At 66.6% G+C, this 25,866-nt stretch carries 21 protein-coding genes and 1 tRNA gene; 13 read left to right on the top strand and 9 right to left on the bottom strand.

The features are described from left to right. The first annotated feature begins 175 nt into the window (after nucleotides 1–175). The 6 genes from C8D03_RS03330 (at nucleotide 176) to C8D03_RS03310 (ending at nucleotide 7,990) form a co-directional block, all read left to right on the top strand. Entirely contained in the window at nucleotides 176–1,753 is a 1,578-nt protein-coding gene (locus C8D03_RS03330; protein WP_108044999.1) for an alpha,alpha-trehalose-phosphate synthase (UDP-forming), read from the top strand. 213 nt (nucleotides 1,754–1,966) lie between these two features. Then, entirely contained in the window at nucleotides 1,967–4,234 is a 2,268-nt protein-coding gene (gene ptsP, locus C8D03_RS03325; RefSeq protein ID WP_108044998.1) for a phosphoenolpyruvate--protein phosphotransferase, read from the top strand. Between the two features lie 56 nt (nucleotides 4,235–4,290). Further along, nucleotides 4,291–5,376 (top strand): peptide chain release factor 1, encoded by a 1,086-nt coding sequence (gene prfA / locus C8D03_RS03320; RefSeq protein ID WP_108044997.1) that lies wholly within the window; start codon nucleotides 4,291–4,293, stop codon nucleotides 5,374–5,376. An 82-nt stretch (nucleotides 5,377–5,458) separates the two neighbouring features. After that, nucleotides 5,459–5,707: a hypothetical protein gene (locus C8D03_RS26720; RefSeq protein ID WP_248308332.1), complete on the top strand. Its 249-nt coding sequence runs from the start codon at nucleotides 5,459–5,461 to the stop codon at nucleotides 5,705–5,707. Continuing rightward, nucleotides 5,704–6,573, top strand: coding sequence for a peptide chain release factor N(5)-glutamine methyltransferase (gene prmC, locus C8D03_RS03315; RefSeq protein WP_248308331.1), 870 nt, complete (start codon nucleotides 5,704–5,706; stop codon nucleotides 6,571–6,573). The genes C8D03_RS26720 and prmC overlap by 4 nt, the downstream gene beginning before the upstream one ends. A gap of 367 nt (nucleotides 6,574–6,940) precedes the next feature. Further along, entirely contained in the window at nucleotides 6,941–7,990 is a 1,050-nt protein-coding gene (locus C8D03_RS03310) for a DUF4167 domain-containing protein (protein ID WP_108044995.1), read from the top strand. Nucleotides 7,991–8,066: 76 nt separating this feature from the next. Here C8D03_RS03310 and C8D03_RS03305 read toward each other — a convergent pair whose 3' ends face one another. Both C8D03_RS03305 and C8D03_RS03300 read right to left on the bottom strand, forming a co-directional pair. Further along, nucleotides 8,067–8,852: an MOSC domain-containing protein gene (locus tag C8D03_RS03305; protein WP_108044994.1), complete on the bottom strand. Its 786-nt coding sequence runs from the start codon at nucleotides 8,850–8,852 to the stop codon at nucleotides 8,067–8,069. An 81-nt stretch (nucleotides 8,853–8,933) separates the two neighbouring features. Next, the gene (locus C8D03_RS03300; RefSeq protein WP_108044993.1) at nucleotides 8,934–9,278 is read right to left on the bottom strand and encodes a DUF2293 domain-containing protein; all 345 of its coding nucleotides are present in this window, start codon (nucleotides 9,276–9,278) and stop codon (nucleotides 8,934–8,936) included. 174 nt (nucleotides 9,279–9,452) lie between these two features. Between C8D03_RS03300 and clpB the strand changes: the two genes are divergently transcribed. Both clpB and C8D03_RS03290 read left to right on the top strand, forming a co-directional pair. Then, complete coding sequence (gene clpB / locus C8D03_RS03295) at nucleotides 9,453–12,071, top strand: ATP-dependent chaperone ClpB (RefSeq protein WP_108044992.1); 2,619 nt, start codon at nucleotides 9,453–9,455, stop codon at nucleotides 12,069–12,071. Between the two features lie 170 nt (nucleotides 12,072–12,241). After that, nucleotides 12,242–12,880, top strand: coding sequence for a class I SAM-dependent methyltransferase (locus C8D03_RS03290; RefSeq protein WP_108044991.1), 639 nt, complete (start codon nucleotides 12,242–12,244; stop codon nucleotides 12,878–12,880). Here the strand turns inward: C8D03_RS03290 and metW are convergent. Next, the gene (gene metW, locus C8D03_RS03285) at nucleotides 12,847–13,518 is read right to left on the bottom strand and encodes a methionine biosynthesis protein MetW (RefSeq protein ID WP_108051149.1); all 672 of its coding nucleotides are present in this window, start codon (nucleotides 13,516–13,518) and stop codon (nucleotides 12,847–12,849) included. The genes C8D03_RS03290 and metW overlap by 34 nt on opposite strands. Nucleotides 13,519–13,680: 162 nt before the next feature. Next, entirely contained in the window at nucleotides 13,681–14,850 is a 1,170-nt protein-coding gene (gene metX / locus C8D03_RS03280) for a homoserine O-acetyltransferase MetX (RefSeq protein ID WP_108044990.1), read from the bottom strand. Between the two features lie 228 nt (nucleotides 14,851–15,078). Here metX and C8D03_RS03275 point away from each other — a divergent pair, with 228 nt between their 5' ends. From C8D03_RS03275 to C8D03_RS03260, 4 genes are all read left to right on the top strand, one after another. Further along, the gene (locus C8D03_RS03275; protein WP_108044989.1) at nucleotides 15,079–15,915 is read left to right on the top strand and encodes a chorismate mutase; all 837 of its coding nucleotides are present in this window, start codon (nucleotides 15,079–15,081) and stop codon (nucleotides 15,913–15,915) included. Nucleotides 15,916–16,077: 162 nt separating this feature from the next. Further along, a complete protein-coding gene (gene hisC, locus C8D03_RS03270; RefSeq protein ID WP_108051147.1) occupies nucleotides 16,078–17,175 on the top strand; it encodes a histidinol-phosphate transaminase in 1,098 nt (365 codons plus the stop codon). Then, nucleotides 17,172–18,122, top strand: coding sequence for a prephenate/arogenate dehydrogenase family protein (locus C8D03_RS03265; RefSeq protein WP_248308330.1), 951 nt, complete (start codon nucleotides 17,172–17,174; stop codon nucleotides 18,120–18,122). Before hisC ends, C8D03_RS03265 begins: the two co-directional genes overlap by 4 nt. Nucleotides 18,123–18,237: 115 nt before the next feature. After that, nucleotides 18,238–18,313: transfer RNA gene (locus C8D03_RS03260), tRNA-Thr, on the top strand. A 204-nt stretch (nucleotides 18,314–18,517) separates the two neighbouring features. On the opposite strand, the gene C8D03_RS03255 is transcribed toward C8D03_RS03260, so the two are convergent. The 5 genes from C8D03_RS03255 to C8D03_RS03235 all read right to left on the bottom strand — a co-directional run bounded on the left by C8D03_RS03255 (nucleotide 18,518) and on the right by C8D03_RS03235 (nucleotide 23,987). Then, nucleotides 18,518–19,837 (bottom strand): TRAP transporter large permease, encoded by a 1,320-nt coding sequence (locus C8D03_RS03255; RefSeq protein ID WP_108044987.1) that lies wholly within the window; start codon nucleotides 19,835–19,837, stop codon nucleotides 18,518–18,520. After that, the gene (locus C8D03_RS03250; protein ID WP_108044986.1) at nucleotides 19,834–20,346 is read right to left on the bottom strand and encodes a TRAP transporter small permease; all 513 of its coding nucleotides are present in this window, start codon (nucleotides 20,344–20,346) and stop codon (nucleotides 19,834–19,836) included. The genes C8D03_RS03255 and C8D03_RS03250 overlap by 4 nt, the downstream gene beginning before the upstream one ends. 88 nt (nucleotides 20,347–20,434) lie before the next feature. Continuing rightward, complete coding sequence (locus C8D03_RS03245; protein ID WP_108044985.1) at nucleotides 20,435–21,424, bottom strand: TRAP transporter substrate-binding protein; 990 nt, start codon at nucleotides 21,422–21,424, stop codon at nucleotides 20,435–20,437. Nucleotides 21,425–21,735: 311 nt separating this feature from the next. Continuing rightward, nucleotides 21,736–22,896, bottom strand: a complete 1,161-nt coding sequence (locus tag C8D03_RS03240) for an AGE family epimerase/isomerase (RefSeq protein WP_108044984.1) — start codon at nucleotides 22,894–22,896, stop codon at nucleotides 21,736–21,738. Beyond that, on the bottom strand, nucleotides 22,893–23,987 hold the full coding sequence (locus tag C8D03_RS03235; RefSeq protein ID WP_108044983.1) for a LacI family DNA-binding transcriptional regulator: 1,095 nt from the start codon (nucleotides 23,985–23,987) through the stop codon (nucleotides 22,893–22,895). Before C8D03_RS03235 ends, C8D03_RS03240 begins: the two co-directional genes overlap by 4 nt. A 230-nt stretch (nucleotides 23,988–24,217) precedes the next feature. On the opposite strand from C8D03_RS03235, the gene C8D03_RS03230 reads away from it, so the two are divergent. Further along, on the top strand, nucleotides 24,218–25,843 hold the full coding sequence (locus C8D03_RS03230; RefSeq protein ID WP_108044982.1) for an amidohydrolase: 1,626 nt from the start codon (nucleotides 24,218–24,220) through the stop codon (nucleotides 25,841–25,843). The last annotated feature ends 23 nt before the right edge of the window (nucleotides 25,844–25,866 follow it).

The following is a 25,866-nucleotide window of genomic DNA, read 5'->3' as shown; positions in this document are numbered from 1 at the left end:
CGCCAGCGCCTCGTTTTTAACGCAAGGCCGACATCGCGTCGCCGAAGATCGGCGCGCGTCCATGGAAACATTACGCTCCCAGCGCCGTTCTGTTCCTGTCCCGGCGTCGAATTTTGGACACCTGCCCGATTTGGCATCGACTGCATATCGACTTCATCAGGAGAACCGTCCCGCCATGCGTCTTGTCATCGTCTCCAACCGAGTCACGATCCCCGAACGCCACGAGAAGGCAGCGGCCGGCGGACTGGCGGTGGCGTTGCGCGAGGCACTCGAACAGCATGGCGGGCTCTGGTTCGGCTGGAGCGGCGGCGTCAGCGAGGCGTCGGCGCCGCCGTCGGTCGTCCAGCGCGGCCGGGTCTCCTACGCGGTCACCGACCTGACGGAAGCGGAGCGCCAATCCTATTATCTGGGCTTCTCGAACCGCGCACTCTGGCCGCTGATGCATTATCGGCTTGGGTTGACCGAATTCTCGCGGGCCGACTATGCCGGCTATCTCGCGGTCAACCGGCGCTTCGCCAAGGCGCTGATGGCGATGCTGCAGCCCGACGACGTCATCTGGATCCACGACTACCATCTGATCCCGCTGGCCGCCGAATTACGCCGCCGCGGCGTCACCAACCGCATCGGCTATTTCCATCATATTCCCTGGCCGCCGGCCGAGGTCTTCGGCGCCTTGCCCTTCGCCGCGACGCTGGCCAGCACGATTGCCGCATATGATCTCGTCGGCATGCAGACCTCGATCGACGTCAACAACCTGATCGGCGGCCTCGTTTCCATGTGTGGGGCCAGGAGCGACGGGCGGCGGGTCCGGGTCGGGCGCCGCGAGACCGTCGTGCAGGCCTTCCCGATCGGCATTGATGTCGATGCCTTCCGCAAGCTTGCGGCGGCGTCCGTGCGCTCGGCCACGACCCCGCTCAAGACGACGCGCCAGTCGCTCGGCGAGCGCAAGCTCGTCATCGGCGTCGACCGGCTCGACTATTCCAAGGGCATCGTCCAGCGTCTCGAGGCTTTCGGCCAGTTCCTGCGCAGTCACCCCGACCAGCGCGGCCGCGTCGGCATGCTCCAGATCGCGCCGCCCTCGCGCTCGGACGTGCCCGAATACGCCGAACTCGACCGGCAATCGGACGAGGTCGCAGGGCGCCTCAATGCCGCGCTCGGGGAATTCGACTGGACGCCGATCCGCGTGGTCAAGAAGGCCTATTCCCGCAACGCCCTGGCCGGCTTCTATCGCCGGGCCCAGGTCGGGCTGGTCACACCGATGCGCGACGGCATGAACCTCGTTGCGAAGGAATATGTCGCTGCCCAGGATCCGGCCGACCCCGGCGTGCTCGTGCTATCGCGCTTCGCCGGCGCGGCACAGCAGATGGGCGAGGCGTTGATCGTCAATCCCTTCGACACCCATGAGGTCGCGGAAGCGATCCGCACGGCCCTGGCGATGCCGAAATCCGAGCGCATCCGCCGCTTCGAGCGCCTCTATGCGACGATCGACGCGACCGATATCGGCTGGTGGACACGGCGCTATCTCGCCGCGCTGTCGGGAACCGACATCGCGCAGCCCGACATCATGCCGCCAATCGCGGCAAAGCCGAAGCCGGCCGCACCCGCCCGCAAGGACAAGACTGCGAGGACGGCGGCGCCCAAACCCCGGCCTTCGAAGGCGCCGGCTGCCAAGGGCGCCGCAGCCTCGGCTTCCGCCACCCGGGCGCCTGGGACGCGTGCCGCTCCGTCGGCCGCCACGCCGGCGCAGTCCTGACGCAGCCCCCGTCTCCGGAAGACTATTCTCCGAAGTCCCGACAACCGGGCGCTTTCCTTTCCCTTTGTGGTTGTGGGCCTTGCCGAGGATGGCATTCGCTCGCTAGAAGGCCGGGAATGCCGAGAGCGCTTGCGACTCGGCCGTGACAAGTGTCTGGTCTGCGATGGACATCGGCCGCGAGGGTTGAAACGGCAGGCGGAGGAATTTTGATCGATGCGAGGCGCTCACGGAGGATCGGGCGTTCTGCTGCGCCGCCTCCGTGAGGTCATGGCGGCGTCGATCAGCCCGCAGGAGCGGCTGGATCGGCTTGTCGTCCTGATCGCGGGCAATCTCGTCGCCGAGGTCTGCTCGGTCTACGTCCTGCGCGAGGACGGCTCTCTCGAACTCTACGCGACCGAAGGCCTCAACCGCGAGGCCGTGCATCTCACCACCATGCGCGCCGGCGAGGGCCTCGTCGGCCTGATCGCGCGCGAGGCCGAGCCGGTCGTGCTGTCCGACGCGCAAAACCACCCGGCCTTCTCCTATCGTCCGGAGACGGGCGAGGAGATCTATCGTTCCTGGCTTGGCGTGCCGATCCTGCGCGGCGGTGCGGTGATGGGCGTCCTCGTCATCCAGAACCGGGCGACCCGCCACTATACGGAAGAGGAGGTCGAGAGCCTCCAGACCACCGCCATGATCATGGCGGAGATGATCGCGGCCGGCGGCCTGAAATCGCTCGCCGCGCCGGGCGCTGCGATCGGGCTCGATCGGCCGATCCACGGCATCGGCGTGGCGCTGGCCGATGGCGTCGGCCTCGGCCACGCTGTCCTGCACGAACCGCGCGTCGCCATCACCAATCTCATCGCCGAGAATCCGGCGGGCGAGGTCAATCGCCTCGAAGCCGCCATCGCCGAGATGCGGACCTCGATCGACGAACTGATCGAGCGCGGCGACGTCGCCCATACCGGCGAGCATCGCGACGTGCTCGAAACCTTCCGCATGTTCGCCCATGATCAGGGCTGGCTGCGCCGCATGCGCGAGGTCGTGCTGACCGGCCTGACCGCTGAGGCGGCAGTCGAGCGCGTCCAGTCCGATACGCGCGCCAAGATGCTGCGCCAGACCGACCCTTATCTGCGCGAGCGCCTGCACGATCTCGATGATCTCGCGAACCGGCTGCTGCGTACATTGGTCGGCAAGGCCAACGGCGTCGCCCGCGAGGAGCTGCCCGAGAACGCCATCCTGATCGCCCGCTCGATGGGTCCCGCCGCGCTGCTGGACTATGATCGCGCCCATCTGCGCGGTCTGGTGCTGGAGGAGGGCGGGCCGACCAGCCACATCGCCATCGTCGCGCGCGCGCTCGGCATTCCGGCCGTCGGCGAGATCGTCAACGCGACGGCGCTGATCCAGTCGGGCGATGCCGTCATCGTCGATGGCCAGGCCGGTGCGGTGCAGATCCGCCCGCAGCCCGATGTCGAGAACGCCTACAAGGACAAGGCGCGGCTGCGGGCCCGCAAGCAGGAGCAGTACCGCAAGCTCAAGAGCCAGCCCTCTGTCACGAAGGACCGCGTCCCGATCGTGCTCCAGATCAATGCCGGCCTCCTCGTCGACATGCCGAATCTGGAGGCCACGGCGGCCGCCGGCATCGGCCTGTTCCGGACCGAGCTGCAATTCATGGTGGCCGAGCACATGCCGACCACCAGCGAGCAGCAGGCGCTTTATGCCGCGGTGCTCGACGAGGCGCAGGGCCGGCCCGTGACCTTCCGGACGCTCGATATCGGCGGTGACAAGGTGCTGCCCTATATGGAGCGCATCGAGGAGGAGAATCCGGCGCTGGGCTGGCGCGCCATCCGCATCGGGCTGGACAAGCCGCGGTTGCTGCGCGCGCAGGTCCGGGCGCTGCTGCGCGCGGGCTCCGGCCGCGACCTGAAGATCATGCTGCCGATGATCGCGACGGTGGACGAGTTCCAGCGCGCCCGCACCATCGTCCGCCGGGAACGGGCGATGCTCGAAAAGCAGGGTCAGGTGCCGCCGCTCAGCCTCCAGCTCGGCGTGATGGTCGAGGTGCCCTCGCTGCTCTTCGAATTGCCGGAGATCGTGCGCGAGGCGGACTTCCTCTCGATCGGCACCAATGACCTGATGCAGTTCCTGTTTGCGGCCGATCGCGAGAACAAGCGCGTCGCCGAGCGTTTCGACCCCCTCGGCGTCGGCGCGCTACGGGCACTGCGCAGCATCGTCGAGGCGGCGGCGGAGGCGAACTGCCCTGTCACGGTCTGCGGCGAGATGGGCGGCAAGCCGCTCGAGACGATGGCGCTGATCGGCCTCGGCTACCGCGCTTTCTCGATGTCGGCGGCCTCGATCGGCCCGGTGAAGGCGATGCTGCGCGCGCTCGATGCCGGCAAGCTCGCCGAGCGGCTCGACTGGATGCTGGCGGCCGGAGAGGGCGCGACCAGCCTGCGCCCGCAGCTTGCGGCCTTTGCCGCCGAATTCAAGGTTCCGGTCTAGCGAAGCTCGCGCCGTCGCCCGAACCGCCCCTTTTTTCTGTTTTCGAGTTTTCCCCGATGTCCCTTCAGCTTCCGCAGGATCGTCTCGACGCCATCGTCGCTCGCCACGCCGCGGCGATGGCCGAGATCAACACCGCGACCGAGGCGACGCGCACGGTCGAACTCGCCAAGGAGCTCTCCGAGCTCGATCCGGTCGTCGCCGCGATCGCGACCTGGCGGCAGGCGCAGACGAGCCTCGCCGAGGCCGAGGCGCTGATCGAGGATCCCGCCACCGATGCCGAGTTCCGCGAACTGGCCTATGAGGAACGCGACGCGGCCCGCGCCGAGATCGATGCCAGGGCCCGCGAGATTCTGATCGCGCTCCTGCCGAAGGATGCCGCCGACGAGCGCGGCGTCATCCTCGAGATCAGGGCCGGCACCGGCGGCGACGAGGCCTCGCTCTTCGCCGGCGACCTGCTGCGGATGTACCAGCGCTATGCCGCCCAGAAGGGCTGGAGCGTCGAGATGCTCTCCGAGAGCGAGGGCACGGTCGGCGGCTTCAAGGAGGTCATCGCCGAGATCTCGGGCAAGGGCGTCTATGCGAAGCTGAAATACGAATCCGGCGTGCATCGCGTCCAGCGCGTGCCCGACACCGAGACGAGCGGACGCATCCACACCTCGGCGGCGACGGTTGCCATGTTGCCGCTCGCCGGAGATGTCGACATCGTCCTCAACGACAGCGAGATCCGGATCGACACCATGCGGGCCGGCGGTGCCGGTGGACAGCACGTCAACAAGACCGAATCGGCTGTGCGGCTGACCCATCTGCCGACGGGGATCGCCGTCGTGGTGCAGGACGAGCGCTCGCAGCACAAGAACAAGGCCCGCGCATATGATCTGCTGCGCGCCAAGCTCTATGACATCGAGCGCGGCCGGATCGATGCCGAGCGCTCGGCCGACAGGCGTTCGCAGGTCGGCTCCGGCGACCGCTCCGAGCGCATCCGCACCTATAATTTTCCGCAAGGCCGCGTGACCGACCACCGCATCAACCTGACGCTCTACAAGCTGGACGAGATGATGCAGGGGCTGGTGCTGGACGATATCATCGACGCCCTGACCGCGGAGCACCAGGCCAGGCTGCTCGCTGACCAGAGTGCCGGCTGACGCACGCGGAAAGAGCCGATGAAACCTCTTCGACCCTCCCGCGTTGATCCTGCATCGATACCGCAACAGGGGGGACCCTCCGATGATCAAGCTGTTCTCAAGCATCGCCATGGCCGGACTGATGACGGTGGCGCTCAGCGGCACCTCGCAGGCCCAGGAGCGGACGATGCGCCGCGTCACCTCGGGCGAGCCGGCGAAGTTGCAGGGCGCGATGACGCAGGCGCAGGCGCGTCGGGTCTGCCAGCAGCAGATGGCCGGTTCGCGCGAGAGCAAATCGGCGCTCCGCACCAAGATGAAATTCTGCATCAACGAGCAGATGCAGGGTCGTTGATCAGGCCGGTCGGCGCGGCCTCGGCCGCTCCGACTGTTGCCGATGCACGCCGCGCGCTTGCGGCGCGTTTGCTGGAGGGTGGCAGCGAAAGCGCCGCCCTCGACGCGCGAATCATGCTGGAAGGCGCCCTCGGCGAGCGCGATCCCGACCCGTTCGCGAGGCTCGATACCGAGACGGAAGCCCGGCTCGACGCTTTCGCGGCACGCCGTCTCGCCGACGAACCGGTCTGGCGTATCCTGGGCGAACGGGAATTCTGGGGTCTGCCCTTCCGGCTCTCGGCAGCGACATTGGAGCCGCGCCCCGACAGCGAAACGCTGGTCGAGGCGGCATTGGCCTGTCTGGCCGGGCGCAGGCAGGAGCCGCTATCCGTTCTCGACCTGGGAACCGGGACGGGGTGCCTGCTGATCGCGGTCCTGAGCGAATGTCCTGCGGCGACCGGGCTGGGCATCGATCTCTCGCCCGAGGCCTGCGAGACAGCCCGGTCGAATGCCGTCTTGAACGGCGTCTCGGATCGCGCCTTGTTCCAGCAGGGCTCCTGGACCGAGGGGCTGAACCGGCGCTTCGACCTCATCCTGTCGAACCCTCCTTATATCCGCAGCGACGAGATTGCGACGCTCGACGTCTCCGTCCGCGAGCATGATCCGCGGCTCGCGCTCGACGGTGGAGATGACGGGCTCCAGCCCTATCGCGTCTTCGCCGGCGCCTTGGCGCAGGTGTTGGCGCCCGGTGGGCTGGTCGTGCTGGAGATCGGCGCCGGCCAGGAGGCCGATGTGATCTCGCTCATGCGCGGGGGCGGCTTCGCCTGGCGGGATTCGCAGCGCGATCTCGGCGGGCATCCGCGCGCACTGATCTTTACTCTGCGTTGAAATAGCGCGGCTGTTCGTGCGATTTTGCTTGGAGAGCCGTACGAAAACCGCTATGCACTTTTCTAGCCGAAGCTGGTGTCGTCAGCGCCGAGCCTTGGGTAATCCCCTTTGGTGGCCAGTCGTAGCCTCCGGACATGTCCGGGGATCGACGGGACTGACAAGCCAGATTGGATACCGAAGGCGTCGAGGCGCCCATCGGCTCATGGGACGGAAGGTCCCTTTTTGGAAAGAGCGCGTGAAGACCAGGAACGGCGTAACGCCACTTCAGGTCACTCTTTACCCGGCACAGCGCCGCAACCCGCTGTGCACCGGAACGCGCATGATGACCCCACGGTTGCCTTGAGCACAGAGCGCGAGATACACGCGAATGAGACCAGGTCAGAACCGGCGCATGCGCGGCCGTAACAACAACAATAGTAATAACAATAACAACAGCGGCAACCGCAAAGCGCCTAATCCGCTGCAGCGAAGCTATGAGTCCAACGGGCCGGATGTAAAAGTCCGCGGTACCGCTCAGCATGTTGCAGAGAAATATCTGCAGTTGGCCCGTGATGCTCAGTCCTCGGGTGACCCCGTTGCTGCCGAGAATTACTTCCAGCATGCTGAGCATTATTATCGGATTTTGCTCGCAGCGCAGGAGCAGATGGCCCAGCAGTTCGGCCACAGCTTCCCGCCGAATCGCGCCTTCAACGAGGATGCCGACGATGGCGAGGAGGAGGAGGGCGACGAGGGCCAGGGTTTCCAGCCCGGCGGCCAGCAGCCCGATATCCGCAACGCTCCTGCCGGCAGCATGAACGGCAACGGCTACAACCCCAATGCCGGGCAGCGCCCCGAGGGTGAGGCCGGCGAGGGCCAGCGCTTCGACCGTCAGCCGCGCGCCAATGATCGCCCGAACAACGACCGGAACAACGCCGATCGCGGGAATCGCCGCTTCGATCGCCCCGAGCGGCAAGATCGTCCCGAGCGGCAGGATCGTGGCGAGCGCCGCTTCGATCGTCCCGAGGGCGGGCAGAATGCGCCCGGCGGATACACGCCGCGCCCCGATGCGCCGCGTTCGGACATCCCGGTTCCCGGCGAGCAGCCCGAAACCGCGCCGCAGCCTGTCCAGGGCGAGCGTCGCTTCGATCGTCCGGACCGCGGACCACGCCCTGAGCGCCGCCCGCGCCGTGATCGCGAGTCCGATTTCGACGCCGACCAGCCCGGCGATGTCGCCGCTGCGCTACCGTCCTTCCTGACGACGCCGGTGCGCGTTCCGGTCGCGGTGGCCGAGCCGGCGCCCGTCGTTGCCGAGGCGGCGCCGCAGGAGGCTCCCGAGGTCGTTCCGGCCGATGGCGCTGTCAAGCGTCCGCGCCGTCGCCGCTCGCCGCGCGAGGTCATGGATGCCCTCGGTTCCGAGACGGACGGCACGCCCGAGTGAACAAATGCCAGCGCGAGCAGCGTCCACGCTGCCGGCAGGATGACGAAGGGGCCCGCAAGGGCCCCTTTTTCATGGATCAGGCGATCCCGAGCGCGGCCGGCGCCGCGACCAGCTCCAGCCGTTCGCCCTCGGCCAGACGGCCGCCGCCGACGACCCTGCAGTAGATGCCGCAATCGACATGGCCGAAGGCGGTCATCAGGGCCTTGGGCAGTTCCATGTCGCGAGCGCCGGTCTGCGGGTCGACATTGGTCGCTGCGCAGCGCTCGATCCGCTTGATGACCTCGAGCCTCGCGCCCGAGGCCGTCGTCAGTTCGCGCTCCGCGAGGTCCAGCTCGGCCCAGGGCTCCAGTCCCTCGACCATGATGTTGCCGCGGAAGCGCAGCGGATCGATCGGCCGGCCGATGCGCGCAGCCAGATCGGCGACGCTTGCCAGATTGATGATCGAGACGAAGCCGGAGCGCGAATCGGTGAAGCGGTAACCGTCCGGTGCCTGCAGCAGCCGTGGCTTGCCTCGCAGGGCATCCGGCATGAAGGCCTCGAAGAAGGCCGTGATGCCCTCTCGCCCCTCAGGGGTGGAGGTGCTGGCGCGCAGCCGCTCGACGCCGTCCCGGGCGATGACGAGTTCGCCGCTGGCATCGTCATAGCGCGTCCGCAACGTCGCCAGCTCCTCGTTGCGCATCAGCATCAGGTATTTGATCTTGGGCTGATGGACTGGTTCCGCGGGGTCGAAGCCGGACGGCCCGTTCTCGACCGCGAAGAGCCGGTCGCCCGGAAAATAGGCCCCCGTGTCGAGCTGGGCCGAATCCAGGCGCTCGGGCGAGAGGCCCTTGACGGGGTAGCGATAGAGCGAGGCGATGCGCATGGATGAGATCCGCGATGCGAGGGATGCGTCAGGATAGCGGGAGGATCAGCCAGGATCGATGAAATCCTGGCATGGCTCCGATCAGCTGCGGGAAATCCGGGTCCGGACCGCTTCCTCTTCCGCCTCCGGGAGATCGGATACCGAGCGCTGGCAGCCCCAGCCCGCGAGCACGGCGTCGGTATCGTCGGATACGAAGAAGCGCGCCGCCTCGCGGTCATAGCCATCGGCGAGCAGGTGCTCGTAATCGGTATGGACGTGGCGGACATGGCTGCCGAGTGCGAGCCAGAGCGCGATCGCTGGCGGCAGATCCTTCATATGGCGCCGCTCCGCCAGGGCGATCACGGCCTGGGCGTCGGCCAGCGGAATCCCCGGCGCCAGCGCCCGGAGCGCCTTGCGGATCGACTGCTGTCGCTGCGTCCCTGCCATGACCTATCGTGCGCCCGGGATTTGACGCAGGTCAATTGCGCTGTCGCCCTCTTCCGTTGCGCGGATGCCACACCTATCTCTGTTGGCGAGGGGCGGCCCGTATGGGCGCTCCATCCTGACGAAAAGCAACCGGATGACGTCGCTACGGGGCGTTCCGGGGGGCGGAGTGACAAGATGAACATCGAGAAATACACCGACAGGGCCAAGGGTTTCCTCCAGGCGGCGCAGACGATCGCCTTGCGCGACGGCCATCAGCAGTTCACGCCGGAGCATCTGCTCAAGGCGCTGCTCGACGACAATGAGGGCATGGCGGCCGGCCTCATCGACCGGGCGGGCGGCAATGCGAAGCTCGCCTTGCAGCTCACCGACACCGCGCTCGGCAAGCTGCCCAAGGTCAGCGGCGGCTCCGGCGGTCTGAACCTGACGCCGGGCCTCGCCCGCGTCTTCGACACCGCCGAGAAGGCGGCCGACAAGGCCGGCGATTCCTTCGTCACGGTCGAGCGCCTCCTGCTGGCTCTGGCGATCGAGAAGGAGACGGAGGCCGGCAAGGCGCTCTCCAAGGCCGGCGTCACGCCGCAGGCGCTGAATGCCGCGGTCGAGGCGATCCGCAAGGGTCGAACCGCCGATTCCGCCAGCGCCGAGCAGAGCTATGACGCGCTCAAGAAATACGCCCGTGACCTCACGGCTGCGGCGCGGGACGGCAAGCTCGACCCCGTGATCGGCCGCGACGAGGAAATCCGCCGCACCATTCAGGTTCTCTCGCGCCGGACCAAGAACAATCCCGTCCTGATCGGCGAGCCCGGCGTCGGCAAGACGGCGATTGCCGAAGGCCTCGCCCTGCGCATCGTCAATGGCGACGTGCCCGAAGGTCTCAAGGACAAGGAGCTGCTCTCGCTCGACATGGGCTCGCTGATCGCGGGTGCGAAGTATCGCGGCGAGTTCGAGGAGCGTCTCAAGGCCGTGCTGAACGAGGTCTCGGCGGCCGAGGGCGGCGTCATCCTGTTCATCGACGAGATGCACACGCTGGTCGGCGCCGGCAAGAGCGATGGCGCGATGGATGCGTCCAACCTGCTCAAGCCCGCTCTGGCGCGCGGCGACCTGCATTGCGTCGGCGCGACCACGCTCGACGAGTACCGCAAATATGTCGAGAAGGACGCAGCCCTCGCCCGGCGCTTCCAGCCGGTCTTCGTCGACGAGCCCAGCGTCGAGGACACGGTCTCGATCCTGCGCGGCCTCAAGGAGAAGTACGAGCAGCATCATCGCGTCCGCATCACGGATTCGGCGCTGGTTTCGGCTGCGACGCTCTCTAACCGCTACATCACCGACCGCTTCCTGCCCGACAAGGCCATCGACCTGATGGACGAGGCCTCGGCGCGGCTGCGCATGCAGGTCGATTCCAAGCCCGAGGAGCTCGACTCGATCGACCGCGAGATCGTGCGTCTCAAGATCGAGCAGGAGGCGCTGAAGAAGGAGAGCGATACGGGCTCCAAGGAGCGGCTGAAGCGGCTCGAATCGGAACTCGCCGATCTGGAATCGCGCTCTGCCACGATCACGGCGAAATGGAAGGCCGAGAAGGACAAGCTCGGCGCCGCCGCCGAGCTGAAGACCAGGCTCGACAATGCCCGCAACGAACTGGCCCAGGCCCAGCGCAAGGGCGAATACCAGCGCGCCGGCGAACTCGCCTATGGCGAGATCCCGCAGCTTGAGAAGACCCTGGCCGAGATCGAGGCGAAGGGCGACGATAGCGGCATGGTCGAGGAGGCTGTGACGCCGGACCATGTCGCACAGGTCGTCAGCCGCTGGACCGGCGTGCCGGTCGACCGGATGCTGGAGGGCGAGAAGGACAAGCTGCTGCGCATGGAGCAGGTTCTGGCTTCCCGCGTGGTCGGGCAGCACGAGGCCGTGGAAGCCGTCTCGACGGCGGTCCGCCGGGCTCGCGCCGGGTTGCAGGACCCCAACCGGCCGATCGGCTCCTTCATGTTTCTTGGCCCGACCGGCGTCGGCAAGACCGAGCTGACCAAGGCACTGGCTTCGTTCCTCTTCGACGACGACACCGCGATGGTGCGCCTCGACATGTCGGAATACATGGAGAAGCACTCGGTCGCCCGGCTGATCGGCGCGCCTCCCGGCTATGTCGGCTATGAGGAGGGCGGGGCGCTGACGGAGGCCGTGCGCCGCCGGCCCTATCAGGTCGTGCTGTTCGACGAGGTCGAGAAGGCCCATCCCGACGTCTTCAACGTCCTGCTGCAGGTTCTCGACGATGGCCGCCTGACCGATGGTCAGGGCCGCACGGTCGATTTCCGCAACGTGCTGATCATCATGACCTCGAATCTCGGTTCGGAGTATCTGGTCAACCAGCCGGAGGGGCATGACAGCGAGGAGGTTCGCGACGAGGTGATGGGTGTGGTCAGGCAGGCCTTCCGGCCGGAGTTCCTGAACCGCATCGACGACATCATCCTGTTCCACCGGCTGCGCCGGGAGGATATGGGCGCGATCGTCGACATCCAGATGGCCCGTCTCGCCAAGCTGCTGGTGGACCGCAAGATCACGCTGGAACTGTCGGGCGAGGCCCGGCAGTGGCTGGCCGACAAGGGTTACGATCCCGCCTATGGCGCGCGCCCGCTCAAGCGCGCCATCCAGAAATCGGTGCAGGACCCCTTGGCCGAGCTGCTGCTCGCTGGCCGGATTCATGATGGCGAGACCGTGCCGGTCACGGTCGGCCCGGCGAGCCTGATGCTCGGCGACATCGCGGCGGTGAAGGAAAAGCGCCCGGCGGGCGTGCCGCTCAACTGAGACCGGCGCCCGGCGACGCGGCTGTCACAGGCCGCGCCGGCGGGCGCCTCGGGCCCTCGCCTGGGGTGGATCGCGTTTCCGGCAGCGATGCGCTAATCCCGAGATCGGATTCCCTGCGGACGGAAGCGTCCGGATGCGGAAAATGATCGTCGACGGCGGTGGAGACACAATTGCTGCGTGAGTTTGCGAAGCGGACGGAGATGCAGATCCGCAGCCGCCTGCCGGATGTGCTGCGGCGGACCTACAGGCTCGCGCGCTCCCTTGGGCCGGTGCAAACCATTCAGCCCATCCCCTCCGAGCTGCTGGAGGATTGCCGGTTCTGCAGTTCGCGCGAGGCGATGCTGCCGCTCCTGCCGCAGGGTGGTGTCGTTGCCGAGCTCGGCACCTACCGGGGCGATTTCGCCCGCGACATCATCAGCATGAACCGTCCCGGTGCCTTGCACCTGATCGATATCGATTATTCGCAGTTCAACGAGACCGGGCTCGACAGCCCGGCCGTCACGCGCCATGTCGGCTACACCCATGAGACGATCGCGGCGTTTCCGGACGGGCATTTCGACTGGATCTATATCGACGCCGACCATTCCTATGCCGGCTGCCTGAGGGATGCGCTGGCTGCGGCGCCGAAGGTCAAGCCCGGCGGCTACCTCGCCTTCAACGACTTCGCCCATATCGATCCCTGGCTGGGGCGCTACGGCGTTCAGCGGGCAGCGGTCGAGTTCGCGCGCACGCAGCGCTGGCCGATGGCCTTCTTTTGCTACCAGACGGCGGCTCTCTACGATGTGGCGTTCCGGCGGCCATCCGCCTGATCGGCGCCCGCATCGGGCCCGCGCTTGAGCAGGAACACTGCCTGCGCGCCGAACAGGTTCCAGAACCACCAGGGCGCGCTGACACCGACACGGCCGCCCGCCGCGTCGAGCGCGACGGCGCGCTCTTTCACCGCGCCGATCGTGTCGCAGAGCGTCACGAAATCGCGGATCGTGCAGAAATGGATGTTGGGCGTGTCCCACCAGGCATAGGGCAGCGAATCCGTCACCGGCATGCGGCCGAGGAAGAAGACCTGGCCGCGCATCCGCCAATGTCCGAAATTCGGGAAGGAAATGATGGCGCGCCGGCCGATCCGCAGCATCTGCTCGAGCACGAAACGCGGATTGCGCGTCGCCTGGATGGTTTGCGACAGGATCACATAGTCGAAGGCATCATCCGGATATTCGGTGAGGTCGGTGTCGGCGTCGCCCTGGATGACGGACAGCCCACGCGCGACGCAGCCGGCCACGCCTTCGCGCGACAATTCGATCCCGCGTGCATCGACACCGCGTGTCTCGGCCAGGAGCGAGAGCAACTGCCCGTCGCCGCAGCCGACATCGAGCACGCGCGAGCCCGGCGTCACCATCTCGGCGACGAGCTTGAGGTCGATGCGATTGGTCTGGGGTTCGGGCAGGGTCATGGTGCGCTCCACCTGTCATTCCGGGGCGGCCCAAAGGGCCGAACCCGGAACCCACGACCGGGTGAAGCCGATCGAACGAGCGTCCTCTCCCGCCCCGCCTCGTCGTGGGTTCCGGGTTCTTCGCTGCGCGAAGTCCCGGAATGATAATGGAAGGCCCTCATCTCAGATCCCCCGTGCCCGTGCGGCCGCGCCGATGAAGCCGCGCGTCGTGGCGAACAGGTTCGGCTCCTCCAGCAGGAAGGCGTCGTGGCCCTTGTCGCTCTCCAGCTCGACAAAGGAGACCGAAGCGCCGGCCGCGTTCAGCGCATGCACGATCGCGCGGGAATCCGACGTCGGAAACAGCCAGTCGGAGGTGAAGGAGGCGACGCAGAACCGCGTCTTCGTGCCGGCGAAGGCCTTGGCCAGCACGCCGTCATGGTCCGCGGCCAGATCGAAATAATCCATCGCCCGCGTCACATAGAGATAGGAATTGGCGTCGAAGCGCTCGACGAAGGACAGGCCCTGATAGCGCAGGTAGCTCTCGACCTGGAAATCCGCATCGAAGGAGAATGTCGGTGCCTCGCGGTCCTGCAGCTTGCGGCCGAATTTGCGGTGCAGGGCAGGCTCGGAGAGATAGGTGATATGGGCGCCCATCCGCGCCACCGAGAGCCCCTTGGAGGGCCGCGTGCCCTCTTCGAGATAGCGCCCGCCGCGCCATTCCGGATCGGCCATCACCGCCTGCCGGCCAACCTCGTGGAAGGCGATGTTCTGCGCCGAGTGCTTGGCGGCTGTCGCCAGCGGCAGCGCCGAGAACACCCGGTCCGGATAGCTCGCTGCCCATTGCAGCACTTGCATCCCGCCCATCGAGCCGCCGGCGACGCAAAACAGCGTCTCGATGCCGAGCGAGTCGACGAGATGCCGCTGTGCCCGCACCATGTCGCGGATCGTCACCATCGGGAACGACAGCCCCCAGGGCTTGCCCGTCTCGGGATTGGTCGAGGCCGGTCCGGTCGTGCCGGTGCAGCCGCCGACGACATTGGCGCAGATCACGAAGAAGCGGTCGGTGTCGATCGGCTTGCCCGGCCCGATCATCGCCGTCCACCAGCCGCCCTTGCCTGTCACCGGGTTGCGGCTCGCGACATGCTGGTCGCCGGTCAGGGCATGGCAGACCAGGATCGCGTTCGAGCGCGATTCATTCAAGCTGCCGTAGGTCTGGTAGGCGATCTGCCAATGGTCGAGCGCGACGCCGCAATCCATCAGCAGCGGCGTCTCCGGGCCGAAGCGCGCCACCGGGCTCGTGGGCTCGTTCGCCTCCTTCAGCGGATCGGCCAGGCTCGAGGAGAAATCGCTCATTCTTGTCCGCTTTGACGGGAGAGTTTGTCTTGCCGGTCAGCTTGTTCGAAAGATCGAACTCTAGCGATGCCGCGATGTGCGCGTTCTGTCAACGCGGCGATGCATGCGGCGGCTTTGCCAAGGCGGCGCCGCAGCGCTAAGAGCCTAACGGACCCTCAGCCCTCATCCTGAGGAGCCGCGAAACGGCGTCTCGAAGGATGAGGGTGTTCCTCCGATCGCGCTGCCATCATGACCGAAGCCGCTCCGACGACCCTTGCCGATCTGCGCGCCGAGATCGATCGCATCGATACCGAGATGCATGCGCTGCTGATGGAGCGCTCCTCGATCATCGAGACGCTGATCTCGGTGAAGAAGACCCAGGCCTCCGGCTCGGCCTTCCGGCCCGGTCGCGAGGCCGACATGATGAAGCGCCTAGCCTTGCGCCATAAAGGCCTGCTCCCGCTCGACACCATCGAGGGCATCTGGCGCATCATCATCGCAACCTTCACCTATGTGCAGGCGAACTATGCCGTGCATGCCGACGTCTCCGGCGGCGATGCGGCGATGCGCGATTCCGCTCGCTTCCATTTCGGCTTCACCGTGCCCTTCGTCACGCATGAGGATGCCCGCGCCGTCATCGCGGCGGTGGCGGAATCGGCCGGCGATCTCGGCATCTTCCGCATGGACCAGGGCGCCAGCGCCGGCATCTGGTGGCGCGATCTGATCGGGCCGGACAGCCCGAAGATCATCGCGCGACTGCCCTTCATCGAGCGACCGGACCATCCGGCGGGCACGCCGGTCTACTGCATCGCCAAGCCTCTGGCGGATGCTGCCATGCGCGAGATCGTGCTCTATGCCGCCCGCGTCGAGCGCTGGTCCGAAAGCCTGCGACATGGCCTCGCCCAGCACCTCGCTGAGGTCTCGGCCTCGGCCGCCGACGGCTCGCATCTCTCTCTGCTCGTTGCGGCGTCGGGGGAGGTCGATCAGGCGGTGATCCGCCAGTCGCTGGAGCCTGCGGGTCTGAGCGACTTCGCCGAGATCGGCAGCCACGCCGCCCGCTTCGCCTTCAAATCCGTCCGTTCGTGAACCTTTCCGCCATGTCCTCCTGAACCGCCATCGTCACCCTGGACGTCGCGCAGCGGCGATCCGGGATCCATCGTAGAGTGCGAAGCCCTCCGATGGATCCCGGGCCGACCTTCGGTCGCCCAGGATGACGGTGTGGGTGCTAGAACCGAAAGTGTGACCGTCATGACCGCCTCCCGTCCCGTTCCCCGCCCCGGCGTCCTCGATATCGAGGCCTATGTTCCCGGCAAATCGGCTGCTCCCGCCGGCGTGAAGCTGCACAAGCTCTCCTCGAACGAGACCCCGCTGGGGCCGAGCCCGAAGGCGGTCGAAGCCTATGGCAAGATCGCCGGCAAGCTCGAGCTTTATCCGGACGGTTCTTCGACCAAGCTGCGCGAGGCCATCGCCGGGCGTTACGGGCTCGACGCCGGCCGCATCCTCTGCGGCACGGGCTCGGACGAGCTGCTCCAGCTCATCACCAAGGCCTATCTCGGCGATGGCGACGAGGGTGTCTTCACCGCGCACGGCTTCCTCGTCTACCGCATCGCGATCCTGGCGGCCGGTGGCAAGCCGGTCGTGGTCGACGAGAAGGACTTCACCGCCGATGTCGATGCCATCCTTGCGGCGGTGACGCCGCGCACGAAGATCGTCTTCCTCGCCAATCCTAACAACCCGACCGGCACCTATCTGCCCTTCGACGAGGTCAAGCGCCTGCATGCCGGCCTGCCGTCGCATGTCCTGCTCGTGCTCGATGCGGCCTATGCCGAATATGTCCGCCGCAACGACTACGCCTCCGGGCTCGAGCTGGTCGCGGAAAGCGAGAACGTCGTGATGACGCGCACCTTCTCGAAGATCTACGGCCTCGCCAATCTGCGCATCGGCTGGATGTATGGCCCGGCGCACATCATCGATGCGCTCGAGCGCATCCGCGGCCCGTTCAATGTCAATGGCGCGGCGATCGAGGCTGGCGCAGCCGCCATCGCCGACGAGGCCCATGTCGCCTCGGCCATCGAGCACAACGACAAGTGGCTGGCCTGGACCACAGCCGAGCTTCAGAAGCTTGGCCTCACCGTCACGCCGTCCGTCGGCAATTTCGTCCTGATCCATTTCCCGGCGACGCCCGGGAAGACCGCCAAGGAAGCCGATGCCTTTCTGACGCAGCGCGGGCTGATCCTGCGCGGCGTCGGGGCCTATGGCCTGCCCGGTGCGCTGCGCATGACCATTGGCACCGAGGAGGCGAACCGGCTCGTCGTGACCGCGCTGGCCGAATTCCTGGCGGCATGATGGCGCCCGCTCAGCAGAGCTTTGCGCCGCGCCGCGAGGAGCCGCTCTTCGCGCGCCTCGCGATCATCGGCGTCGGGCTGATCGGGTCGTCGATAGCCCATGCTGCGAAGGACCTCAACCTCGCCGGTCGCGTCGTGCTCTATGACCGCGACGAGGCCGTGCGCCAGCGCGCCCGCGAACTCGGCCTCGGCCATGAGGTCGCGGAGACGGCGGCCGAGGCCGTCGCGCAGGCGGACCACATCGTGCTCTGCGTGCCCGTCGGCGCCTGTGGCGCGGTCGCGGCCGAGATCGCCCCAGCGCTGAAGCCGGGCGCGATCCTCTCGGATGTCGGTTCGGTGAAGAATGCCGTCGTCGAGGCGGTGATGCCGTATCTGCCGGCGGGCGTGCATTTCGTTCCGGCCCATCCCGTGGCGGGCACCGAGAATTCCGGCCCCGATGCCGGCTTTCCGAGCCTCTTCCTCAACCGCTGGTGCATCCTGACGCCACCGGACGGAACCGACGAGGCGGCGATCACCCGCACCCGCCAGTTCTGGGAGGGCATGGGCGCGATCGTCGAGGTGATGACCGCGACGCATCATGACCTTGTGCTCGCCGTCACTAGCCATCTGCCGCATCTGATCGCCTACAACATCGTCGGCACGGCGGAGGATCTGGCGGCGGTAACGCAGTCGGAGGTGATCAAGTTCTCGGCCGGCGGCTTCCGCGATTTCACCCGCATCGCGGCCTCCGACCCGACGATGTGGCGCGACGTCTTCCTGCACAACAAGGACGCGGTGCTGGAGATGCTCGGCCGCTTCAGCGAGGATCTGGCGGTGCTGACGCGGGCGATCCGCTTCGGCGACGGCGAGACCCTGCACAAGCACTTCACCAGGACCCGCGCCATCCGCCGCGGCATCGTCGCGCTCGGCCAGGAGAAGCCCGAGACGGAAAAGCTGCGCAAGGACTGATTTCCCGGGGACCGACGTCCCGGTGCGGCAGGCTGCCAGCATGGCCCCTGTCTTTGCCTTGCCGGGAAGCTTCATCTTGCCAAGAATCGGCCGGGCTGGTAGAGGCTGCCGCGTCGCCGCTTTAGCTCAGCTGGTAGAGCACCTCATTCGTAATGAGGGGGTCGGGGGTTCGAATCCCTCAAGCGGCACCACTTCGGTGTTCTGCGGCATGCGCCGTCGTCCGAGACTTTCTCAAATCGTTGATGGAGCCGCCGGCCATATCGGTTGCCATGCGCTGGCGGGTCGTCTCGCCGCCGCCCGCGGATTCACGACAACCGACAGAGCCGGCATCGCGGTCAGGCCTGCCGGCGGCGGCGTCATCGTCGAATCTTGCCCCGTCGACTCGGAAAAGAGCCTCACTTGAGGAAATCCGGTGAGATCAGACTCGGCAGGATCAGCACGATCTGCGGCCAGATGATGATCATCACCAGCACGATGCACATCGGCATCAGCATGATCATGACATCCCCGAGCACGTCGATCAGGCGCATCTCCGCCATCGCGCAGGCGATCAGCAGGCACAGGCCGTAGGGCGGTGTCACCAGCCCGAAGGCCAGCGAGACGATGCCGATCATCGCGAAATGCACCGGGTCCATGCCGGCCGCCAGCGTCAGCGGCTGCAGGATGCTGCCGACGATGATGATGGCCGGAATGGCGTCGAGGAAGCAGCCGACGACGAGGAAGACGCCCGCGACCAGAAAGCCCATGCCGGTGACGCCGAGCCCCCAGGTCGAGACGCCTGACAGGATCGCCTCCGGCATCTTGTAATACGCCATCAGCCAGCCGAAGCCGGTCGCGGTACCGACGCAGAACAGCGCCACGGAGGAGAACCGTCCGCTGTCGAGCAGCGCATCGTAGAGCCCCTTCATATCCATCTCGCGATAGATCAAGATCGACAGGAAGACGGCGTATAGCACCGCGATGCAGGCGGATTCAGTCGCCGTGAACCAGCCGAAAATCTTGCCGCCGATGATGATCAGCGGCGTCAGCAGCGCGGGAATCGAGACCCAGACGCCCTTTCCGAGTTCGCCCCAGCTCGCGCGCGGATAGGTCGGGTAGCCCCGGACCTTCGCATAGACATGCACCGTGGCCATCTGCGCACCGGCGATCAGTGCTCCCGGGATGATGCCGGCCAGGAACAGCGCGCCGATCGATGTCGTCAGCGTGCCGCCCCAGATCACCATCAGGATGGAGGGCGGGATGATGACGGCCAGCACCGAGGAAACGGCGGTGATGGCCACCGTGAAGCTGTCGTCATAGCCCTCCTTGCGCTGGGCATCGATGAAGAGCTTCGACTGGCTGGCGGCATCGGCCGTGGACGAGCCGGAGATCCCGGCGAAGAAGAACGACAGCACGACGTTGATCTGCGCCAGCGAGCCGGGGAAATGCCCGACCATGCTGCGCGACAGCCGCATCAGCCGGTCGGTGATGCCGCCCGTGTTCATCAGGTTGGCCGTCAGCAGGAAGAACGGCACCGCCAGCAGGATGAAGGAGTTATAGGCGTTGAAGGTCTCCTGCAGCAGCATGCTGGAGGAGAGGCGGGGTTCGATCAGCAGGATCGGCAGGCAGGCGAGCGCGAGCGCGAAGGCGACGGGCACGCGCATCGCCAGCAGGAAGAAGAACAGGCCGAACAGGATCAGCGCGGCCTGGCCGGATGAGAGCACCGAGCCGGTCATGAGCGCGGCCCCGCCAGGATACGCAGATCGTCATAGATCAGCTCGCCGACGAACAGGATCCAGCTCGCGCCCGCGATCGGCCAGGCGAGATGGATGATCCAGAGCGGCATCTCGGCCAGTTCAGAGATGCGGTAGATCGCCTGTTCGGTGAACTCGATGCCCATCCAGAGGAAGACGAAGGCCAGCAGCAGGATGCAAAGCCGCGCGAACAGCCGCAATGCGGCGTTGCCGCGAGGAGACAGGCGCGGCCAGAGGTCGACGTCGAAATGTGCACTTTCGCGGACGCCGACGATCGAGCCGATCATGATCGTCCAGACGAACAGGAAGCGCGCCATCTCCTCGGTCCAGATGTAGTGCGGGATCAGGCTGGTGAAGCGCGAGAAGATCTGAACCGTCACGGGAACGACCAGGACCGCCAGCATGACCGCCAGCAACATGCACAAGACGCGGTGATAGCCTGCGGAGAACCGGCGCAGGAGGCCGGGCGAATCGATGCTGTTCACGCTCATGGGCAGGCGCGCTCCGGAAAGTCGGACATGTCGGGCTGAAGAGGGCGCCGCCGGGCGAGGCCCGGCGGCTTGGACGACGATCCGCGCGTCACTGGACGGCGTTGATCTTCTCCAGGATCGACAGGGCGTCGATCTCCTTGGCGTATTCGATCATGACGGGATCGACCGCCTTCTTCATCGCGGCGCGGTCGGCGAAGGGAATGCGCTTCAGCTTGCCGGCCTTTTCGAGCGCTTCGAGCTTGGCGGTGTCCTCGCTCGCTTCGACCTGCCGGCCATGCGCCCCGCCTTCCTTGCCGCCCTTCATGACGCAGTCCTGCAGATCCTTCGGCAGCTTGCGGAAGGTCTTGCCGGAGAAGGCCAGCGGGCGGATCGTGATCGCGTGCTCGGTCATGGCGAGTTGCGGCGCGACCTCGTAGAAGCGCATCGCCTCGACGCCGGCCGCCTCGTTCTCGCCGGCCGAGATGACGCCGTTCTGGATGCCGTTATAGACCTCGTTATAGGCGATCACGGTCGGCGCCATGCCCGCCGCCTGGAAGGTCTTGCTCCAGATCGGCGCGCCCTGGACGCGGACCTTGAGGCCCTTGATCTCGGCCATGTTGCTGACCGGCTTGTTGACGAAGATGTTGCGCGTACCGCCGCCGGCATAGCCGACCAGCATGACGTCGGAGCGCTTGGCGATCTCGTCGGCGATCGGCTTCAGCAGGTCCTGGTCGAGTACCTTGTTCCAGTGCGCGAGGTCGCGGAACAGGAACGGCGCGTCGATGAATGGCGCGGCCTTCGAGAAGGTCGACATATGCGCCGGCGAGACGATGGCATAGTCCACGGCCTTGCCCGAGGCCATGTACTCGAAATACTGCTTTTCGAGGCCGAGCTCGCTGTTCTTGTGCAGCACGAAATTGATCGGCTTGCCGTAGCAGGCCTTGACCACCTCGCCGAATTTGGCGAGCGCTTTGGTGAAGGCGTGGTCGTCGTTGAACTGCGAGGCGCCGTGCAGTTCGATGGTCTGTTGAGCGTTCGACGGTGCGGCCACGAAAGCGAGCGCCGCACCGATCACGCAGGTGATCAGTCTCCTTGACATCTGTTCCTCCCATTGGGGCCCTCTTGCGGGGCTCGCTCCAATAGTATGACGATTTAGATCGATCTAATCAATATAGCTTTTCAGCAGCCGGAAATCTATTGTTGGATATCAAATATAGTCAAAAATACATCTTCCCGATTTCCATCGAGTGCGCAAATTTCGGCATTTCAGTTTGAATCTTGCCCGGGGTTCTATTGTGCCCGGGAAGATGTGCGTTTGCAGGTCATCTCATGGCTGCGTCGTCCTGACGTTTTTGTCGTTGAGGTTGCCGGTCGCCGGCCGGAGGTTTCGCGGGGCGAACGTCGAGCGGGTCATGGCCTTGGTGCCTCCGCCGCGACCCGTGCCGATGGCTGGTGCGCGGGCGTCAGGCGCAGATGCTCGGCCAGGCACAGGACGATATGATACAGAAGCCGTGTCGGCACACGGTCGGTCAGGGGCGATCCCTCGGCGGTCAGACGGTTGATCCAGAGCGGCGTCATTTCCGACAGGTGGTCGCGCCAGATCACGGCCAGGAACCGCTCCGCGTCGCCAGGCGCCGAACCCAGCATCTCCTGCCGCGCCAGCGCGGCCTTGACGGCCTCCATCTGCGGCCAGAGCAGGTGCGAACGATCGCGTATCTCCCCGTCCGCCATCATCGTCTCGATCACATGGCCGCTGGCATCGACGCCGAGCCGGCATGCGGTCGTGTAGAGTGTCGCGGCGGGGGCGAGCACCGCTCCGGCGCCGCCCAGCCGATGATGATGCAGCAACAGCCAGACCCACTCCATGCTGTGGCCGGGCTCGCGCAGCCGTCCGGCAGCGCCCGGGTCGGGGTGCAGGTCGGCTGTGAGGAACTCGCGCACCGTGCCGCTGCCGGCGTCATAGAAGCGCTCGAGGAACAGCCGTACGATCCGGTCGGCACGCGTCAGCCAGGTCGTCTCTCCCGTGGCCTCCAGCAGGGCATGCGCCGCTTCCAGCAGATGCATGTGCGGGTTCTGGCGACGCGGCAGCCTCCCTTGCGAATCCTCGCGCCAGCCCCCGGCTTGCGAATCGGCGAGGCAGGCTTCCAGCGCGTCCCAGGTCTCGTCGGCGAGGCTGATCGCGCTCGCATCGCCGCTGGCCCGGTGCCACCAGGCGAGCCCGAACAGAACGAAGGCCTGATCGTAGAAGTCGAGCCGCTCGTCGCGCGGGCCGCCCGGCCGCGGTGCTGCGGCCGTGACCCACAGGCCGCTCTCGTGCCGCAGCCGCCGGCAGAGGAAGTCGAAGGCGCGTCGCGCCGCCGTGAACGCCCAGTCGTCGCCGCCGAGCACGGCCGCATGGCTGAAGCTGTAGAGGCAACGGCTTTGCACGAGCGTGCTGCGCATCGCCTCCGGCACGGCCGCGCCGGTCAGCCTCAACTCGCTGATATAGCCGCCATCGATCCCGTCCCAGGCGCATTCCGCCCAGAAGGGCAGCAATGTCCCGAGCAGATAGCTCCGGACGGCGCGGCTCATTCGCCTGCCGCCTGCAGGGCCGGGCCGCGCCGGCCGGGGCCGACGGCGTTCTCGCTGGAGCCGCGGATCACGAGGCGGGGCGGCGTGATGATCCGGCAGGGCGGGCCGCCCGGACTGGCGATGCGCTTCAGCAGCAGATCCGCCGCCGCCTCGCCGAGAGCCTGCGGCTGGACGGCGACGCTGCTCAGTGAAGGGAAGGTCATCGCCGCATCGCCGATATCGTCGAAGCCGACGATCGCCACCTCGTGTCCGGGTCGCTGTCCGGCTCTGGACGCTCCCGACATCGCGCCCATCGCGGTCGGGTCGTTGAAGCAGACGAAGCCGGTCGGCGGGGCGTCCGCGAGCAGTGCCGCCTGGACGATTCCCGCGCTCGCGACCTTGGTGTTGGGGCAGAGCAGCAGGCGGGGGGGCAGCCCCGCTTGCTTGATCGCGTCGAGATAGCCCGCCTTGCGGTCATGCGCGACGGAGGTGTCGGCATCGCCGCCAACGAAGGCGATGCGCTCATGGCCGCGCTCGATCAGATGCTCGGTGGCGAGCCTGGTTCCAAGCCGGTTGTCGGTTCCGACATAGTCGGTCTGGGCGCCCGGGACATGTCGCAGCACCTGGACGCAGGGCATGTTCGCACTGGTCAACTGGTGCAGGGTCTCGACGGTCGCACCCTCGGCGGGGCACAGGATCACGCCATCGACGGCCTGCTCGCGGAACCGCGCCAGCACGCGCGCCTGACGGTCGAGATCCTCGCCCGTATTGGCCAGGAAAGCGATGCGTCCCGCACGGTCGAGCGCGGCGTCGATGCCCGCCGTCAGCTCGGCATAGAAGGATGATGTCAGGTCGACGATGATGACCCCGACGGTCTGCGAATGCCGCCCGCGCATGCGCGCCGCACTGCGGTCATAGACGTAGTTCAGCGCCTTGATCGCGCCCAGCACGCGCTGGCGCGTTTCGTCGCGCACCAGCGGGCTTTCGCGCAGGACGAGCGAGACGGTCGCTCGCGACACATCGGCATGCGCAGCGATTTCCGTGAGGGTGACCTTTGCGCCCGGCCGGGCGGCTTCACCGGAAATCGTGTCGCTTGCTGTGCGTTGCAACATGAATCAGCCTGTTTTGGGCCGAAAATAGTCGATTGGATCGATCTAATCACGGTCGGTCGGCCAAAACAAGCAATCTGCGGAAAGGGGCGTTCCGGCTTTGCCTGTCGGGCTGTGTCCTCATGACCGGACTGCGGCGCGGCGCGGTGAGCCGGACGGGGATTGCTGCGCTGCGGCGCATTGCCCGGAGAATTTATTGGTGCGATGAATTGGTTCTTGGGGGAACTAATTCTATGCCGAGCCTGCCTGAAGCGGATATCGTTCTCCAGAACGGTCCAGTCTATCTGGGGCTGAAGGAGGGCTACGCGACCGCGGTCGCGCTCTGGGCAGGCAAGGTTCTGGCGACCGGCTCAGCCACCGACATGGAACCGCTGATCGGCCCGGGGACGACAGTCATCGATCTCGCCGGCCGCATGGCGACGCCGGGCCTCTACGAGGCGCATCTGCACCTGCTGCCGCTCGGCCTGACCATGAAGGAGCTCGACATCCGGCCGCGCTTCGTGCGGACGCTGGACGGTCTGCTCGGCATGATCGCGAAAGCCGCCGCGAAAGCGAAGCCCGGCGAATGGATCCTGGCGCGCGGCTACGATCATTTCGAACTCGACGTGAAGCGCCATCCGCACCGCACCGAACTCGATCACGCGGCGCCGGACAACCCCGTCTATATCGTGCGCGCCTGCGGCCATCTCTCGGTCGCCAATTCGCTGGCGCTGAAGCTCGCCGGCGTCGACGAGAAGACGCCCGTGCCGGCCGGTGGCGCGATCGAGCAGATCAACGGCTCGCTGACCGGACTGATGGCCGAGAACGGCCGCGATGCCATCAAGAAGGTCATCCCCGATCCGACTGACGAGGAACTCGTCGCCGCGATCGAGCGGGCAGGGCGCTATTGCAACTCCTTCGGCATCACCAGCGTGATGGATGCGGCTGTCGGCATGCGCTCGCAATACCGCGAGGTAGCTGCCTACCGCACGGCCCAGCGCACCGGCCGCCTGCCGGTGCGCACCAATATGTGCCTGCTTGGCGGGCACAACGGCATCGTCGAGCAGTGTTTCGCCGATGGGCTGGTGACGGGTGCTGGCGACGACTGGCTCAGCGTCGGCCCGGTCAAGATCTTCACCGACGGCTCGGCCGGCGGCCGCACCGCGGCGATGAGCCTGCCCTATCTGGGCGAGCCCGAGACGAAGGGCATCTTCTGCCTGAGCGATGCCGCGATGGACGCGCTGACGCGCGACTACCATGCCAAGGGCTATCAGCTCGCCGTCCATGCCATCGGCGATGCCGCGATCGAGCAGACCCTGAACGCGATGGAGAACGGGCTGAACGACCATCCCGATCCGGATCGTCGCCACCGCATCGAGCATTGCGGCTTCAATTCGAAAGAGCAGATCGCGCGCATGGTCCGGCTTGGCATCGAGCCGGTGCCGCAGCCGGTCTTCATCTATGATTTCGGCGATCTTTATCTCGCGGTGCTGGAACCGGAGCGCGTCGACGCCTGCTATCCGATGCGCGACTGGATCGAAGCCGGGCTCAAGCCCGCGGCCTCCTCCGATGCGCCGGTCTGCGACGCGAATATTTGGCCCAACATTTACACCATGCTGACCCGCAAGACCTCGCGCGGGACGGTGATCTCGCCCGGCCAGACCATGACGATCGACGAGGTCATCGCCGCCTACACCGATTTCGGCGCCTATGTGAATCGCTGCGAGGACACCCGCGGCCGGCTCCTGCCCGGCATGACCGCCGATATCGCGATCTTCTCGCGCGACCTCTCGACGGCGACGCCGGAACAGCTCTTGCACGAGACCCGCTGCGACATGACGATCATCGCGGGGAAGATCGTGTTCGAGGCGGAGGTGTGAGGGTGCGCGTCCAGGCCAGGGCC

Origin of the sequence: Bosea sp. 124 (genome assembly GCF_003046175.1) — a bacterium.
In the GTDB taxonomy this organism is placed as follows: domain Bacteria; phylum Pseudomonadota; class Alphaproteobacteria; order Rhizobiales; family Beijerinckiaceae; genus Allobosea.
This window is presented reverse-complemented; position numbering and strand designations above follow the sequence as displayed.